The organism is Paenibacillus antri, from assembly GCF_005765165.1.
GTDB lineage: Bacteria > Bacillota > Bacilli > Paenibacillales > YIM-B00363 > Paenibacillus_AE > Paenibacillus_AE antri.
In genome coordinates this window covers 13,474-27,799 of sequence record NZ_VCIW01000023.1, presented here as the reverse complement: position 1 = coordinate 27,799, position 14,326 = coordinate 13,474, and the positions used below count along the sequence as shown (strand labels likewise).

The window sequence follows — 14,326 nt, the reverse complement described above, 5'->3', positions numbered from 1 at the left end:
TGGGAGAGAGCGATTCGAATGAGGAAACATACACGTGTTTGGAAAATGGCCTCGAGTCTATTGGCGGGAGCATTGCTGCTGCAGTCGTTCCTACCGGTTCCGTCGGCGTCCGCGAAGATCTCGGATGCGCCTGGGTTCAAACAGGTGGAAGCCGGGTATTACATGACTTCCGCGTTGGACGAAAACGGCGGGGTCTGGAGCTGGGGATGGCGTCCGCTGGGAACGAATATGGAATACGAGCATACCCTGGAACAACCGCTTCCGACTCCCGTCCGGAAGTTGAACGGGACGCCGTTGACGGGCATCGCGCAAATCGCCGTCGGCGAAAGTCATACCGTTGCGCTCGGATTCGACGGAAAAGTATGGACGTGGGGCGCTAACGATTACGGCCAGCTCGGAGACGGTACGTACGAAGATTCGTTCGTCGCCAAGACGATCTACATACCGCCTGAGGCGGGAACCGTCACGAAGGTGGAAGCCGGGGCTTATTTCAGCATGGCGTTGACCTCCGGTACCAAGGTATATAGTTGGGGGCGCAACGACCGCGGTCAGCTGGGGAATCGAAACACGGGGAATACGAACGTGCCCGTCTTGGTCGAAGTCGGATATATGGAGCCGTTGGAAGGCATCGCCGACATCCAAGCGGGGAACGATTATGCATTGGCTTTGCGGGAAGAGAGCGTGACAGGCGTCGTATACGCCTGGGGAGATAGCAGCCGGGGGCAGCTCGGTACCGGAATATCCGCGATTCTTAATCCGGCTCACCCCTATTCGGAATATCCCGTCGAAGTGTCCGGCTTGGGCACGAACGTCCGCAGCATTCATACGGATAAATCGGCGGATCACAGCATCGCGATTACGGACGAATTTCACGTCTACGGTTGGGGCGAGAATGCGGATAACCAACTGACGGATTCGGAAGCCTCGTCGGATTGGTATTATACGTTTCCTGTTCGTTTGCCGGAATTGGAGGCATTAAAGCCTAATGTCGTAGCGACGGGGACTTCTCACACGCTCGTGCTTGACGAGTTGGGAAATGTACAAGGCATCGGCACGAATTATAAGGGAGAACTCGCTCACGATACGTACAATGCAACATGGTATAACCCGACAGTCGTCCTATCGAATGCAGGGACGGACATTACGTATCTCGCCGCGGGCCAATACAATTCCTTCGCCGTGTTCCAAGGAGGAGTCGGCTTGGGATGGGGAGACAACAGCTCGAACCTGATCGGTCCGGACGCGATCGGCGATTGGCGGGTGACCGCTCCGACGCCGTTGGCGGATCTGATCGAAACCGGCTACGAGGTGCGGGCGAAAATCGTCGATTACCGAGGCGGAGCGGCGCTTGGATGCGTCGATGCGAGTTTGTATTTCGAAATGGATAACGTGCGGCAGCTCGGTTACGCTGGGGCGGACGGCGTTTGCGTCTTCACTGATATCCCTAGCGGAACCTCGCCGGAGTTTCGTCATAATTATTTCGGCGAATTGTCGGGTTACCATTCGTTAAAGCGGGTCCTCGGTCCGATCGCCGCGGACGCGGATATAGGAACCGTGTATGCGCTGCCGACTTGGATGCCGACCGCGTTTACGTTCCTTTCGGCGGATTTCCTTTCAATAGGCGATTCCGACCCTGACATAGGGAAGCTGAGCGGCCGCTTGCAATGGGATGCGTCGCGTTGGACGGGAGACATGTCATCATATCGAGCCTTCTACGTCAACGCAACGGGGGAATCTCTGGGCGACATCGGCGTGCCGTTCGAGATGAATCGGATCGATTTCTCGGGAAATGTTATTCCGGCCGGAGCCGTCGGCATCCAGATTGAGGTGACGATAACGGGGTCCTCCGGAGCATCCGGGGTATACACCTTGCCGCATCCGTTCCCGATCGTCGACAACCCCGTGAACCTGCCGAAGGTGCATTATGCCGACGATACGCTGACGATTCAACCGTCTTCCGACGTCGGGCCTGTTGCAAGATTGAGGATGATCTATGTAGCGTTTCACGGAGAAGGGACAACTTCCACTCCGATAGGCGAGATTCCGGCCACGAGTCCCGCAACGATTCCGGTAGACGAGTTTCCGTTGGTGCATCCAGTCGACCATTACCTGGTCCAGTTGTTGGACGGCAACGGGCAGCTCGCTTACGAGATGGAAGTGCGGGCGACCGCTGATGCCGCGTTCGGCTTGAGGTTCTTGGACGAGGATAATGAAACGGGCGAAATCGGGGGAAGGGTAGCCTGGAACTTGTCCAGCGCGGCTATGGAATACGGGATTAGCGGCTACGAAGTTTTCCTCGGCGACAAAGATGGCCTGCCGATCGGGGAGGCGATCGCTACGGCGTCGTCCGGCGCGCTCGAGGTCGCCATCCCGATGAACACGGCGATCGCGCCGGGGCGGCACACGTTGGTGCTTCGAACGATGCTTGCACCCGGCGGGTTCCAAGATGATTTCTTCCCGTTGTACGACGCGCCGTTTTTCCCGGAAAACCCGAAGTTGTCGGACGCCGACGCCATGCGGGGCAACGTCAAAGCCACGTTACAATGGACGAAAGCGCCGGGCGAACCATACGTCGATGAATATATCGTTCAGTCGCTGTTAGAGAACGGGCAAATCGGTTCTGACATGGCACGGATCCCAGTGGGTTCGACCGGTTCCTACGAGATCGAGCTAGTGGAGCCGTTTGTAACATCCCTCTACCGTGACCTCTTGATAACTGTCGGTAGGGAAGGTCAGCCGCAGGCACTCGCCTGGAGAAATATTGCAATTACCGATAACACGTCGGGAGAGAGCGTCGAGGCGGTTGTCAACGCCGATCTTCAAGCGCCTAGTGTTGTAAGTTTCAACGGGAATCAGAATGGTTCTATGCTTGATGCACGATTATCTTGGGAGCAAGTGAACGGGGAGATTCAATCCGTCTACGGCTACCAACTGTACTTTTTGGACGAAAACGAAGAGAAGGTCAGTTCTTATTTCTTCCTGAGACATTGGAATAAAGAGACGCTGTCGACCAACGTTACCGTCCCGAACAACATCGCAATCCCGTCGGGCGCGGCGAAAATCGGCATCTACGCGGTAAACTCCGACTATGAGGAGAGCGCGACGGCCGCTATCGTCGATCTGCCGTCGATTACCCCGACGCCGGGCTTGCCGCACGCAATGAACCTCGGATTTTTCGATATCGATCCGAGCGCGGATCGGATCGCGGGCACGGTCATGTGGAGTCCCGCGGGGAGCGAGACGGGTCTTGCGAGTTACGATGTTCTCTTTGCGGACAGTCTCGGTGCGCCAGTAGGCAGCCCGATCGGCACGGTGACGGAGAAGGCGGGGGCGTATCGATTCCCGCTGCCAACCGAAGGCGTCGCGGTCCCTCCCGGGGCTGTACAAATTCTCGTCCGGTCGAATTACGCGACGGGCAGCGGCATTGCGCTCCTGCCGCTGACGGACCATGGGTCCGAATGGGAGCTTGAAGCGAATGCGCGCATGCTCATCAAGCCTACGAGCACAGAGCCGTTGTCCCTCGTTCATGTATTCCAGTATATGAACAGCGGGCAACGACTGCCGAACTTCGCGGGTCCCGATGGGTTCGGGAAGGAAGACGTTCAGTTCCTGCTGCGTCTCCTCGAGCCGAGGTTGTGGCCGTGGACCCCGCCGTTGGTGTAAAAAAGAGCCGAAGTCGAGAAATTCGACTTCGGCTCGTTCTTTGTAATCGAGAGGCGTACCGTCGGCAGCGCATGCAAAACGGAAAAAGTCCCTCTAATTTCGATGAGATGGCCCGAAAATGGGAAAAATCAGGCAATTAGAGGGAGGTTTTCCCTTTAATCGCTGCAATTCTCCGCTGCCGAGCCGAATTAGAGGGAGGATTTCCCGTTCGTGCCGGGCGGGTGCGCGTTACCCCTTGCGCAAATTGCCGAGCTCGGAGACGATCGCCTCGATTTCGCTGATGCTGAACCGCTCCTTGCTCATGACCATATCGTAGAGGTCTTTCAAATCCTCATACATCTCTTCGTTGAACTGCGTCGACTTGATCGCCGCTCCCGTCGCCATCCGGAGCCGCGTCTTAATCTGCTCGACCATGTAATCGACGTTCTCCGGCGTCGCCTTCGTAAGGTCCATGAGGTCCCGTCCTTTCGTCTTGGTTGGATTCATTGTATCATGGTTGCTAGGAAAATGCTTCGAAAACGAAGCCGCGAACGGAGGTACGAGCATGGAGCGATTGTACACGGTAGACGGCGAAGGATTGAAGCGCGAGCTGCTCGACCTGCGCGGCAAGATCAATGGAAGGCCGATCACGTTCCTGTGCATCGGAACGGACCGCTCGACCGGCGACGCGCTCGGCCCGCTCGTCGGCACGGCGCTGTCGAACGCCGGCTACGAGCGCGTCATCGGCACGCTGGCGTCGCCGTGCGACGCGAACACGCTGCCGGCGTGGATGACGGAGCTCGCCGCGGTTCCCGCGGGCGCCGAGGCGGTCGTCGCGATCGACGCGGCGCTCGGCCGTCCGGAGTCGGTCGGTCGCTTCCAGGTGACGCACGTGCCGATGCTGCCGGGCGCGTCGATGGGGCGCAATCTGCCGCCCGTGGGCGATTACGGCATCGCCGGCATCGTGAACGGGAACGGCATCAAGTCGTACGCGATCCTGCAGAACACGTCGCTGCATCGCGTCATGACGATGGCCGACACGATCGTGCACGCGATTACAGCAGCGTTCCCAAGGTAGGCGGCGGCTCCGGGGGAGCGACCTCCTCGATGCAGGCGGGCGCGTCCCAACGGACGTTGCCGACGGCCGCGGACACCGGGTAGGCGCGCATCGCCGCGTCGTCGTACGGCCGGAGCAGCGGCAGCAGCCGGTCCGGCGCCGAGACGGACCGATCGAGCCAGAGCGGCTCGTCCTCGCGGCGAAGAATGGCCGGCATCCGATCGTGAATCGCGGACATCGTCCGGTTCGGCTCGGTCGTCACGATGACGCAGGAATGATGCCGCGTGCCGTCCTCCGCCATATACGTATCATATAGGGCCGCGAACGAGAAGAGCGGCCGATCCGTCAAGACGACGCGCATCGGCTGCTTCTTCCCGTCCGCGGCCTTCTTCCATTCGTAGAAGCCGTCCGCCGGCACGAGGCAGCGCCGGCGCGCCAGCAGCGTCTTGAACGTCGGACGCGAGGCGAGCGATTCCGCGCGCGCGTTCATGAGCGGCGCGGGCGCCTTCCCGTCGGCTCCGGTCCACGACGGCTTCAGCCCCCAGCGGAGCCAGCCGGCCCGGCGTTTCCCCTCATGGGCGATCACCGCGAGCACGTCCTGCCCGGGTCCTACGTTATATCGAGGAGCGATGCGCTCCATCTGTTCCGCCATCTCGATGAAAAACCATTCCCTGACGAGGCCCCAATCGGCCGTCAACGTAAAACGTCCGCACATACGACGGATCCCTCCTTGGGATCTATTGTCGCATGCGCGGACGACCTCATACAAATCTAAAATTGCAAAACGACCATCGCGTGCGACGTAAATTCCGGCACTTTCGTCCGAACGACGCCGTCTTCCTGCGCGAACGGCAGCTTCTCCCCGCTAGGCGCGAGGTAGACGTCCTTCGCCCCGGCCGGCGCCGCGATCTCGACCGCCACGTCCCGCATCGGCACGAGGTCCTCGATCACCTCGACGCCCGTTCCGCGGCGAACCGGCGCGGCATATAGCAGATGCGCCACCCATCGGTTCTTCGCCGATTGCCGCTGCACCGTAACGACGCCTTGCGCCGGCAAGTTCGTCCGCAGCGTCTTCTTGGGCAGCAGCCGGTCCAGCGCGTACAGCACGCTCTCCCGCAGGACGAGGCTGCCTTTCTTGGCATAGTCCTCGAATACGTTCCATGCGAGGTAGATGCCGTGTTCGCCCTCGGTCATGCCGGGGCCGTCGGCCTCGAGCGTGCTAGGCGTATGCTGATGAGAGCAGAACGCGAAGACGTCGCGATTGAAGTACGAGTTCTCCCGCGATCCGTGCGCGACCCCGCCGTCCGCCAGCTCGACGCGCTGGCCTTGCGCGTACATGACGTAGGACGCCGAAGGCAGCCCGGCGACCTCGAAGCCCGGGCGGAAGTAGCTCGGCACGTACGGGTTCGGCTCGACGTACGCGGCGCCGAGCTTCAGCGCGAAGGCGTCGCCGGCGGGCGTCAAGCCGGACGTCCCCGTCGCGAGCACCTTGCCGCCGGCGGCGAGGAACGGCGCAAGGCGATGCATCAGATCGTCGTCGACCGGTACGGCGTCGGGCAGGACGACGACCTTGTACTTCGCGAAATCCGCTTCGCGGTCGACGACGTCGAACAGCAGCTTGCCCTCGAGCAGCATCCGTACGGCGCCCGCGTCGGCATGGACGTGGCGCGACTCCGGATCGCCGAGCGCGTACGATTGCTGCGCTTCGAGCGACAGCAGGGCGACGTCCGCGACGCTCTCGACATCGGCGCACCACGGCTCCTTCGCTTCGACCTCCGCGTACGCCGCGCCGATCAGCGCGTACGTCGCTTCGTCCATCAGCCCTTCCGGGTGGAGCTGGTCGCCGATGGAGATGCGCGCGCCGTTCGCCAGGCTGAGCGCGGTTTCGTACCGCAGTGCGTTCGGATGCTTATAGCCGCCGAATTCGCCCCACGACGTATGGAATTTGCCGGTCATGCCGAGATACGGAATCCCGAGCGTCTGCGCGTAACGAGCGGACAACGGGAAGTGGTCGTAGCCCCAGCCGCCGGTCGGCAGCGATTCCAGCTCGAGATGGGTATTATAGAACGCGCGGTCGCGGCGTCCCTTCGTAATGTGGCCCCCGTTATGGAACACGGGAAGCCCCGGTTTATGCTTCCATACGGCCGCGTTCGTCGCTTCGGCGTACCGCGCGTACGTCCGCTCCCACAGCCGCTTCATCGCCGCGAGGTCGCGAGGATCGCCGCCTTCCGCGCGAATCGAGGCGACGCAGGACTGACAATAACACTCGTGAACGCCGACGATGTCCAGGAAGATGCCGTCCGCGTCGTATCGCTGCGCGACCTCTTCGATCTGCGCGACGAGCACGTCCAAATACGGCGTATTCATACAAAACACATGATAGCCCGGGGTCATGAAATCCTTCGCCCACGTCAAGCTCTCGTCCTTCTTGCGGACGAGCCATTCGGGACGGCGGCGCGCCAGCTTCTCGTCGAGTCCGGCGGACAGATAGACGGGCGTATTGACGCCGATCTCGTGCGCCGCCTCGATCATCGCGCCGAGCAGGTCGAAATCGAGCTCGGGATGGGTTTCGTTCGCTTCCGACGGATGATACGCCCAGCCGTGGTGGCACTTGGAGAAGACGGTGATGGAATCGACGTGACCTTTGCGCAGCATCGACTGGAATTGTTGTTTGGAAAAGCGAGTGCCGATGCCGCGAATGGCCTCCGACGTGTGGAAGTCGAGATGGACCTGACGAAATCTCATGGCAAATGTTCAGCTCCTATGGGAAAATGACTATATTCTCACTCTTAATGTAAGCGATTATAGTCGTGCGGAGATAGGAACGATTTCGACCATTTTCCATACGATTTCTACTAGTGAACGGAGCGTGGCCCGAATGCTTTGCTTGGAGCTGTCGTTCCCGCCGCTGCCGCAGCTGATCACGATCGGGCGTGCGGTATGGACGCCGGGGACGTCGCATTTCGTCCGCAATTTCGCGGTATACGATATGATTTTCGTCCGGAGCGGGACGTTCTACATTTGCGAAGAGGGCGAAGAATACGCCATGACGGAAGGCGACGTGATCGTGCTTGAGCCCGGCAAGACGCATTGGGGGCACCGGGCGGTCGAGGAGGAGACGGAGGTGTATTGGGTGCACTTCGCCCACGATCCGCCCATCCGATACGTGGACCGCGAGCGCATCCCGTGGCAGCGGACGGTCGAGCGGGGCACCGACGCCCATCTCGAGCCGGTCCCGCAGACGATGTACGTGCCGAAGCGCGCGAACCTGCCGGCGGAGTCGATCGTCCCGCTGCTGGACGAGATGGTGCGGCTGCACCGCTCGCTCACGCTGCAGTCGTCGCTCCGGCTGCAGGCGAAGCTCGGCGAGCTGCTCGTCCGGCTGCAGCCGGAGCCGGCGGCGAAGGGGAGCGCGCGGACGATGCGCATCGCGGACAGCGTCATCCGCTACTTGCAGGAGCGGGTGGCCGAGCCGTTCGACGCGGGGGCGATGGAGCGGGAGCTGCATTTCCACTTCGATTATTTGGCGCGCTGCTTGAAGCGGCATACGGGCATGAGCCCGCTGCGCTATTTGCACCGGCTGCAGATCGAGCAGGCGAAGGCGCTGCTGCTGCGGACGGACTTGCCCGTGCAGCGGATCGGGGAGCGCGTCGGGCAGCCGAACGGCGCGCACTTCGGCCGGCTGTTCCGCAGGCACGTCGGCACGACGCCGGCGGCGTACCGCGCCGAGCATAAAAACGCTTGACGCGTTCCCGACCGATTCCTAGACTGGAGAGATATTGAACGATCATAGAAAGCTAGGGAGAGGAAGGCTTACTTCATGACTAACGCCAACGAAACGGCGGACTCGACGCTCGCGAAGCCGGCGCCGGATCTCACCTTCGCCAAGGGCGCCGCGCGCACCGTGTTCCCGGTCGTGCTGGGCGTCAGCGCGATCCATATGCTGAACGACTCGATGCAGGCGGTCGTACCCGCGATTTTGCCGTCGCTGCAAAAGCCGCTCGACTTGTCGTACACGCAGATCGGCTTCGTCATTTTCGCGTTGAATATCACTTCTTCGCTTCTCCAGCCGCTCATCGGCATGTACTCCGACCGCAAGCCTTCGCCGTTCATGCTGCCGCTCGGCATGGTCATGAGCCTGCTGGGCATGGGGGGCATCGCCCTCGCGCCGAACTACGCCGCCCTCCTCGCGGCCGTCATGCTCGTCGGGCTCGGCTCGGCCGTGTTCCATCCGGAAGGCTCGAAGGTCGTCTACTTGGCGGCGGGCGAGCGCCGCGGTCTCGCGCAATCGATCTACCAGGTCGGGGGCAACGGGGGCAGCTCGACGCAGCCGCTCATGACGAAGTATTTGTTTCTCCCGTTCGGGCAGCTGGCGGCGTTCTGGTTCATGGGCGTAGCGGCGGTCGCCGTCGTAATATCCTGGTTCGTGTCGAGGTGGTATAAGGGAAACTTGCATCTGCGTCGGCCGAAGCCGGCGAAGACCGTGGACCGCACGCTGCAGTCCGAGGCGTCGCGGGAAGAGGGGGGCGGGAAGACCGCGAAGGTCGTCTGGATCGGCATGTGCCTGCTCGTGCTGCTCACGTTCGCGCGATCAACGTACCATACGGCAATCTTAAACTATTACCAGTACTTCTACGCGGAGCAGTACGCGACGACGATCGAGTGGGCGCAGCTGCCGTTGTTTCTGTTCGGCGTGCTCGGCGTCGCAGGCACGTTCGTGGGCGGTCCGCTCGCCGATCGCTTCGGGCCGAAGCGGATCATCTTCGGCTCGATGGCGGGGGCGGTGCCGTTCGCGGCGTTGCTGCCTTACCTGCCGCAGGCGGCCGTCGTCCCCGTGTTCATGGCGATGGGCTTTATTCTTTCGTTGGGCTTCTCCGTCGTCGTCGTGTATGCGCAGCTCTTGATGCCGAACCATATCGGAACGGCGTCGGGACTTATCGTCGGCCTGGCGTTCGGCATGGGGGCGCTCGGCGCCGTCGTCCTTGGCGCCTTCATCGACGGGTTCGGTCTGAAGCCGGTGTTCCTCGCCGCGAGCGTGCTGCCGCTCCTCGGACTCGTGACGTTCAAGCTGCCGGATTTACGGAAGCCATAAGTCCCATAGCTGCTTGCCGATGAGGAGCGACGTGACCGCGACGAACAGCGGCTTCACGAACGCGGAGCCGCGCTTGATCGCGAAGCGCGAGCCGGTATACGCGCCGACGATCATCGCGAGCGCCATCGGGATGCCGTACTCGAAGTTGACGAGTCCGAAGTACAGGAACGTCGCGAGACTCGCGACGTTGCTGGCGAAGTTGAGCAGCCGCGCGTTGCCCGCGGCGCGCACGAAGTCGAAGCCGAGCAGCAGGAAGGCGAACAACAGGAAGGAGCCGGTGCCGGGACCGAAGAACCCGTCGTAGTAGCCGATGACGAACGCGGCGACCGCGACGAGGGCGCGCTTCGCGTTGGTGAGCCCGCGGTAGACGGCGTCCTTGCCCCAGCTTTTCTTGAAGATCGTATAGATTGTCACGGCGATGAGCAGGACGATGACGAGCGGCTTGAGGAAGGCGGAAGGCAGCAGCGTCACCGTATACGAGCCGAGCGCCGAGCCGGCGAACGACAGCGGGAACAGCGCGAAGGCAAGCTTCTTCTCGATGTGGCCGGAGCGGAGAAACTGCGCCGCGCTCGTCAGGGACGAGGCGGTGCCGCCGAGCTTGTTCGTGCCGAGCACGACGCCGGGCGGGAGGCCCGCCAGCAGCAGCGCCGGCATCGAGATGAGGCCGCCGCCGCCGACGACCGAGTCGACGAACGCGGCGATGAAGCCGGCGGCGATCAGGAAGAGTAATGTTTCCGGAAGCAAGGTTTCCAAGCGGGTGCCCCTTTCGGTACAATCATGATGTAATGGCTCGTCTGGCAAGACAATACGCACTAGTATACTGGAAGGGGCGTTATCTGTGAAGAAGTTGGAACACATCGGAGTTATGGTAAAGAACATGGACGAATCGATTCGGTTTTACACGGAAATTATCGGCATGAACCTGGACCGCCGCGTCGCGTTGAACGACGAAGTGGAGCTCGCGTTCCTGACGTTCCCGGGGCAGGAGAGCGTCGAGGTGGAGCTCGTCGGCCGGTTCGACGGCAAGCTGTCCGCGGACGGCATCGTGAATCATCTCGCCTTCACCGTCGACGACATCGAAGCGGAGATCGCGCGGCTGCAGGCGGCGGGCGTGTCGATGATCGACACGGCGCCCCGCGTCATTCTGAACGGGATTCAAATCGCGTTCTTCTACGGCCCGAACGGCGAGAAGCTGGAACTGTTCCAGAAGCCGTAAGCGAACCGGTACGATCGGATTTTTCGGTCGTACCGTTTTTTTTGTTGCCGACGGGGAGGGGAGTATGCGCGAAATGTCATGTATGGCTCACCGGAAACGGGCGATAACGCGGAATATCCGCAAAACTTACGATATTCGAAACTTCCGCCGCTCCTTTCGCGCTGCATATATGAAGTTTTGCTCCTATTCGCCCGGAACAAGCTTCAAGGAACGAAAATAACTGCATTTTGGCGCATATCGGGGCCGAAATCGGAGGAGGAGAGGCGCGGGCACGCGCGAGCGCGGCGATAGGGAAACCGACGGCGTTCCTTATCTGCCGCGGAGCGGGAGAAGAGAAGCCGCAACAAAAAAGCGAGCCGCCCCCCGTGGGAGACGACCCGCCCGACCCGCCGACCGTTCGCAACGAACTGCCGGCTTCCTGAATAACCCCTCAGACTCGCCGCGGCCCCGCCGCCGCCCCCTACGCGCCCGCGAAGCCCTCCTTGAACGCGCGGACGAGCGACTCCTCGTCGACGCCCCACAGCTTCGCGATGTCGGGGGCGACCGCTTCCGCCCACCACTCGGCCTGCTTCTTCTTGTTCGAGCGATGCTCGAAAATCCACAGCAGGTTGCCGACGACCTTCTTGAAATACAGCCTCTCGGCCTCCTCCACCTTCTCCGGAGCGACGTATACGTTTAACCGCTTGAGCGTACGGTACAGCTCCCTGCCGCAGGCGCGCCGAATGTTCCGCGGCGAAGGCAGCTGCGCGGTATGCTTTTCGTTATGCTTCATCATGAGACTGATCACCTCTCCTCCCACCATATGCAAGAGGGAGGGGAGACGTTAGTCTACGACGATATATCCGATCATCGGTCCGTTGTTGACGCTGTCGGGATGCGTGAAGCAGATGATCCGGTAGATGCCTTCTTTGGACGCGTGGAAGCTGACGGTCGTCTCCTCGCCCTTTTTCACGACGCCCTGGATGTTCATCCCTTCGATGACGAACGGATGGTGCTCGCCGTTGACGCCGAGAATTTTCAGCTTGACGTTCTCGCCCTTGTTGACGAACACGGTGCCCGGATCCCAACGGTACGCTTCGATTTCCTTGCCGTCCTTCGTCGTCGTCTTGTACTCTCCCGTCACCATATGGATGACGCGTTCGCCGACCGGCATCGCGTCCGCCGCCACCGGCTCGCCGCGTTCCCAGAGCACGGTCGTCGCCGTCACCAAGCCGATGCCGACGGCCAGCGCGAGCAGCTGCCACTTGCGGACTACCACGATTCGTGAGTTCATCCGTCCGACCTTCTTTCCGCTTTTTTGTACAAGTGTATGTGACTCGTCCTTGATTATGTCGGCGGGGGACATGTTCCTTTCCCGAAAGGAATACATTACAATGAAGATCGTCTCTATCAACGAAAAAGAAGGCAGGAGCGGAAGCGATGTTGCATGACGTGGTGCAGTCCGTGTTGGCGTGGCTGGAGCAGCTCGGGTACTGGGGCATAATGATCGGGTTGATGCTGGAGGTCATTCCGAGCGAAATCGTTCTGTCGTACGGCGGGTACTTGGTGTCGCAAGGGCGCATCTCGTTCGTCGGCGCGGTCGTCTTCGGCACGGTCGGCGGCGTTGTCGCGCAGCTGTTCGTGTACTGGATCGGGAAATACGGCGGAAGGCCGTTCCTCGAGCGGTACGGCAAGTACATACTTATTAAGAAAAAGCACATCGACATCGCCGAACGATGGTTCGATCGGTACGGCACGGGCGTTATTTTCACGGCGCGGTTCATCCCGGTCGTTCGGCACGCGATATCGATCCCGGCCGGCATCGCGAACATGCCGCTCGGTCGATTTACGCTGCTGACGACGCTGGCCGTCATTCCTTGGTCGATTCTCTTCGTTTGGCTCGGCCTGACGCTCGGCGAACGGTGGGAGGCGATCGACGAAGTAGCCGGTCCGTACGCGAAGCCGGCGATGGTCATCGCCGCGCTGGGGCTCGCCGCGTACGTATTGTTCATATGGAGGCGCGGCAAGGCGCGTTAGAGTAGTGGATGGAGCATGTCTCGGTTTGGTACAATAAGGGAGCGTTATTATTTTTCGCGATAGAATACGGAGGACGACGACCATGACGAAATCGCTCGCGCATAAGCTGGGGCAAGGCTTGACCCCGCAGGGCTTCATCGACGCGATGACTAAGAACCAGGAGGCGTTCCTCTCCTGGGGGGACAAGTTCGCTTGGGCGGACGAGGACGATAAGGAATTTTTCGAAAGCTTGAACAACCGCGACGATCTGCGCTGCGTCATTCTCGCGGCGGATTGGTGCGGCGACGTCGTGCGGAACGTACCGGTCGTCTTGAAGGCGCTCGAGAACAGCGGCGTGCCGGTCGAATTTCTCGTTCAAGAAGAACATATGGACGTGCAGGACCAGTTCTTGACGCTCGGCGGCCGTTCGATTCCGGTCGTCATCTTCGTCGACACCGGCGGCTTCGTGCTCGGCACTTGGGGACCGCGCCCGACGTACGTGCAAGAGCCGATGGTCAAGTTCAAGAAGGAAAACCCGGACCGGGAAGCGCCGGACTATCAGACGAACTTGGCGGAGACGCGCAAGGAAATCATGGCGCGGTACGGCGAAGGCACGGACTATCAGCAGTTGATCGTGAAGGAGCTCCGCGAGCTCATCTCGAGCTTTTAAGGCGGGCCGACGCGCATGACGATTCGCATCGAGACGTTCGCGTTGGGGCCGTTGTCGACGAATGCATACCTGTTATCAGACTCGGCTAAGGGCACCGGAATCGTCATCGATCCCGGCCAGAAACCGGAGGCGCTGCTGCGCCGCATAGAATCGCTCGAGATCGAGGCGATCGTGCTGACGCATGCGCACTTCGACCATATCGGCGGGGTGGACGCGGTCCGCAAGGCGAAGGGCTGCCCCGTGTATTTGCATGACGCCGAGGCGGATTGGCTGACGGATCCGAAGCTGAACGGCTCGCTCAACTGGCCGGACATCGGCGGCCCCGTCGTCACGGAGCCAGCGGAGTACGCCCTCGACGAGGGCATGTCGCTGAAGCTGCTCGGCGAGACGTTCCGCGTGTACCACACGCCGGGCCATTCCCCGGGAAGCGTGAGCCTCGTCTGGGGGACGCACGCGTTTTGCGGCGACGTATTGTTCAAGATGGGCGTCGGACGAACGGATCTTCGGGGCGGCAGCTCGAAGGAGCTGTACAACTCGATCCAGGACCGATTGTTCCGTCTGCCGGATGAGACGATCGTCTATCCGGGCCACGGGCCGAGGACGACGATCGGGTACGAGAAGGAACACAATCCGTACGTATAGCGAGGAGGCGCG

Annotated in this window: 14 protein-coding genes; 8 read left to right on the top strand and 6 right to left on the bottom strand. The window is 61.2% G+C overall.

Annotated elements, in window-relative coordinates; genetic code table 11:
* Positions 1-18: 18 nt before the first annotated feature.
* Positions 19-3,663 (top strand): RCC1 domain-containing protein, encoded by a 3,645-nt coding sequence (locus FE782_RS26430; RefSeq protein ID WP_138197369.1) that lies wholly within the window; start codon positions 19-21, stop codon positions 3,661-3,663.
* A gap of 228 nt (positions 3,664-3,891) precedes the next feature.
* Here the strand turns inward: FE782_RS26430 and FE782_RS26425 are convergent, their stop codons facing one another.
* Entirely contained in the window at positions 3,892-4,116 is a 225-nt protein-coding gene (locus tag FE782_RS26425; protein WP_138197368.1) for a DUF1128 domain-containing protein, read from the bottom strand.
* Positions 4,117-4,207: 91 nt separating this feature from the next.
* Here FE782_RS26425 and yyaC point away from each other — a divergent pair, with 91 nt between their 5' ends.
* Positions 4,208-4,720 (top strand): spore protease YyaC, encoded by a 513-nt coding sequence (gene yyaC / locus FE782_RS26420; protein ID WP_138197367.1) that lies wholly within the window; start codon positions 4,208-4,210, stop codon positions 4,718-4,720.
* Here the strand turns inward: yyaC and FE782_RS26415 are convergent.
* Together FE782_RS26415 and FE782_RS26410 are read right to left on the bottom strand one after the other, a co-directional pair.
* Entirely contained in the window at positions 4,698-5,414 is a 717-nt protein-coding gene (locus FE782_RS26415) for an SOS response-associated peptidase (protein ID WP_138197366.1), read from the bottom strand. The genes yyaC and FE782_RS26415 overlap by 23 nt on opposite strands.
* A gap of 56 nt (positions 5,415-5,470) precedes the next feature.
* Complete coding sequence (locus tag FE782_RS26410) at positions 5,471-7,444, bottom strand: alpha-amylase family protein (protein WP_138197365.1); 1,974 nt, start codon at positions 7,442-7,444, stop codon at positions 5,471-5,473.
* A gap of 133 nt (positions 7,445-7,577) precedes the next feature.
* On the opposite strand from FE782_RS26410, the gene FE782_RS26405 reads away from it, so the two are divergent.
* Entirely contained in the window at positions 7,578-8,444 is an 867-nt protein-coding gene (locus FE782_RS26405) for an AraC family transcriptional regulator (RefSeq protein WP_138197364.1), read from the top strand.
* Between the two features lie 75 nt (positions 8,445-8,519).
* Positions 8,520-9,791 carry an MFS transporter gene (locus FE782_RS26400; protein WP_138197363.1) on the top strand — a complete coding sequence of 424 codons (1,272 nt, stop codon included), beginning with the start codon at positions 8,520-8,522 and terminating at the stop codon, positions 9,789-9,791.
* Here the strand turns inward: FE782_RS26400 and FE782_RS26395 are convergent.
* Positions 9,777-10,544, bottom strand: coding sequence for a sulfite exporter TauE/SafE family protein (locus FE782_RS26395; RefSeq protein WP_138197362.1), 768 nt, complete (start codon positions 10,542-10,544; stop codon positions 9,777-9,779). The two genes, FE782_RS26400 and FE782_RS26395, sit on opposite strands and share 15 nt — an antisense overlap.
* Positions 10,545-10,629: 85 nt before the next feature.
* On the opposite strand from FE782_RS26395, the gene FE782_RS26390 reads away from it, so the two are divergent.
* Positions 10,630-11,007 (top strand): VOC family protein, encoded by a 378-nt coding sequence (locus tag FE782_RS26390; RefSeq protein WP_238392668.1) that lies wholly within the window; start codon positions 10,630-10,632, stop codon positions 11,005-11,007.
* Between the two features lie 460 nt (positions 11,008-11,467).
* Here the strand turns inward: FE782_RS26390 and FE782_RS26385 are convergent, their stop codons facing one another.
* On the bottom strand, positions 11,468-11,782 hold the full coding sequence (locus FE782_RS26385; protein ID WP_138197361.1) for a dehydrogenase: 315 nt from the start codon (positions 11,780-11,782) through the stop codon (positions 11,468-11,470).
* 48 nt (positions 11,783-11,830) lie between these two features.
* On the bottom strand, positions 11,831-12,160 hold the full coding sequence (locus tag FE782_RS26380) for a cupredoxin domain-containing protein (RefSeq protein WP_238392670.1): 330 nt from the start codon (positions 12,158-12,160) through the stop codon (positions 11,831-11,833).
* A 266-nt stretch (positions 12,161-12,426) separates the two neighbouring features.
* Here FE782_RS26380 and uptA point away from each other — a divergent pair, with 266 nt between their 5' ends.
* From uptA to FE782_RS26365, 3 genes are all read left to right on the top strand, one after another.
* Positions 12,427-13,023, top strand: a complete 597-nt coding sequence (gene uptA / locus FE782_RS26375) for an undecaprenyl phosphate transporter UptA (RefSeq protein WP_138197359.1) — start codon at positions 12,427-12,429, stop codon at positions 13,021-13,023.
* Between the two features lie 82 nt (positions 13,024-13,105).
* Positions 13,106-13,672, top strand: a complete 567-nt coding sequence (locus FE782_RS26370) for a thioredoxin family protein (RefSeq protein WP_138197358.1) — start codon at positions 13,106-13,108, stop codon at positions 13,670-13,672.
* A gap of 15 nt (positions 13,673-13,687) precedes the next feature.
* A complete protein-coding gene (locus tag FE782_RS26365) occupies positions 13,688-14,314 on the top strand; it encodes an MBL fold metallo-hydrolase (RefSeq protein WP_138197357.1) in 627 nt (208 codons plus the stop codon).
* Positions 14,315-14,326: the final 12 nt, after the last annotated feature.

Coding starts and splice junctions, on each gene's coding strand:
- FE782_RS26430 (WP_138197369.1), top strand. CDS start 19: ATGAGGAAACATACACGTGTTTGGAAAATGGCCTCGAGTCTATTGGCG.
- FE782_RS26385 (WP_138197361.1), bottom strand. CDS start 11,782: ATGATGAAGCATAACGAAAAGCATACCGCGCAGCTGCCTTCGCCGCGG.
- FE782_RS26370 (WP_138197358.1), top strand. CDS start 13,106: ATGACGAAATCGCTCGCGCATAAGCTGGGGCAAGGCTTGACCCCGCAG.
- uptA (WP_138197359.1), top strand. CDS start 12,427: ATGTTGCATGACGTGGTGCAGTCCGTGTTGGCGTGGCTGGAGCAGCTC.
- FE782_RS26380 (WP_238392670.1), bottom strand. CDS start 12,160: ATGCCGGTCGGCGAACGCGTCATCCATATGGTGACGGGAGAGTACAAG.
- yyaC (WP_138197367.1), top strand. CDS start 4,208: ATGGAGCGATTGTACACGGTAGACGGCGAAGGATTGAAGCGCGAGCTG.
- FE782_RS26410 (WP_138197365.1), bottom strand. CDS start 7,444: ATGAGATTTCGTCAGGTCCATCTCGACTTCCACACGTCGGAGGCCATT.
- FE782_RS26425 (WP_138197368.1), bottom strand. CDS start 4,116: ATGGACCTTACGAAGGCGACGCCGGAGAACGTCGATTACATGGTCGAG.
- FE782_RS26415 (WP_138197366.1), bottom strand. CDS start 5,414: ATGTGCGGACGTTTTACGTTGACGGCCGATTGGGGCCTCGTCAGGGAA.
- FE782_RS26400 (WP_138197363.1), top strand. CDS start 8,520: ATGACTAACGCCAACGAAACGGCGGACTCGACGCTCGCGAAGCCGGCG.
- FE782_RS26405 (WP_138197364.1), top strand. CDS start 7,578: ATGCTTTGCTTGGAGCTGTCGTTCCCGCCGCTGCCGCAGCTGATCACG.
- FE782_RS26365 (WP_138197357.1), top strand. CDS start 13,688: ATGACGATTCGCATCGAGACGTTCGCGTTGGGGCCGTTGTCGACGAAT.